4 tRNA genes are annotated in these 528 nt (G+C 48.5%); all 4 read left to right on the top strand.

From position 1 onward, the window contains the following. The first annotated feature begins 1 nt into the window (after position 1). The 4 genes from SKC36_RS12300 to SKC36_RS12285 all read left to right on the top strand — a co-directional run bounded on the left by SKC36_RS12300 (position 2) and on the right by SKC36_RS12285 (position 526). Positions 2-78 (top strand) — tRNA-Ile (locus SKC36_RS12300). A 41-nt stretch (positions 79-119) separates the two neighbouring features. Further along, positions 120-207: transfer RNA gene (locus SKC36_RS12295), tRNA-Ala, on the top strand. A gap of 77 nt (positions 208-284) precedes the next feature. Then, positions 285-372: transfer RNA gene (locus SKC36_RS12290), tRNA-Ala, on the top strand. 77 nt (positions 373-449) lie between these two features. Beyond that, positions 450-526: transfer RNA gene (locus SKC36_RS12285), tRNA-Ala, on the top strand. Positions 527-528: the final 2 nt, after the last annotated feature.

The following is a 528-nucleotide window of genomic DNA, read 5'->3' as shown; positions in this document are numbered from 1 at the left end:
CGGGCTTGTAGCTCAGGTGGTTAGAGCGCTACACTGATAATGTAGAGGTCCGTGGTTCGAGTCCACGCAGGCCCACCAACAAATAAGGTTGGGGCAAGCTAGAGATGAAAGCCAATAACGGGGGATTGGCTCAGCTGGCTAGAGCACCTGCCTTGCACGCAGGGGGTCAACGGAATTACATTCCGTGTTGAATCCGTTATCTCCACTCGAAGAAATTAAGCGTACCGCATTAGACAAACGAGTCTAATGAATGAAGAGATTAACATTAAAACCCAATTAAAATTGGGGGATTAGCTCAGCTGGCTAGAGCACCTGCCTTGCACGCAGGGGGTCAACGAACTAGCCGTTCGCGTTGAATCCGTTATCTCCACTCGAAGAAATTAAGCGTACCGCATTGGACTAACGAGTCTAATGAATGAAGAGATTAACATTAAAACCCAATTAAAATTGGGGGATTAGCTCAGCTGGCTAGAGCACCTGCCTTGCACGCAGGGGGTCAACGGTTCGAATCCGTTATTCTCCACCAAT

This window comes from Aquirufa sp. OSTEICH-129A (genome assembly GCF_054558355.1).
This window is presented reverse-complemented; position numbering and strand designations above follow the sequence as displayed.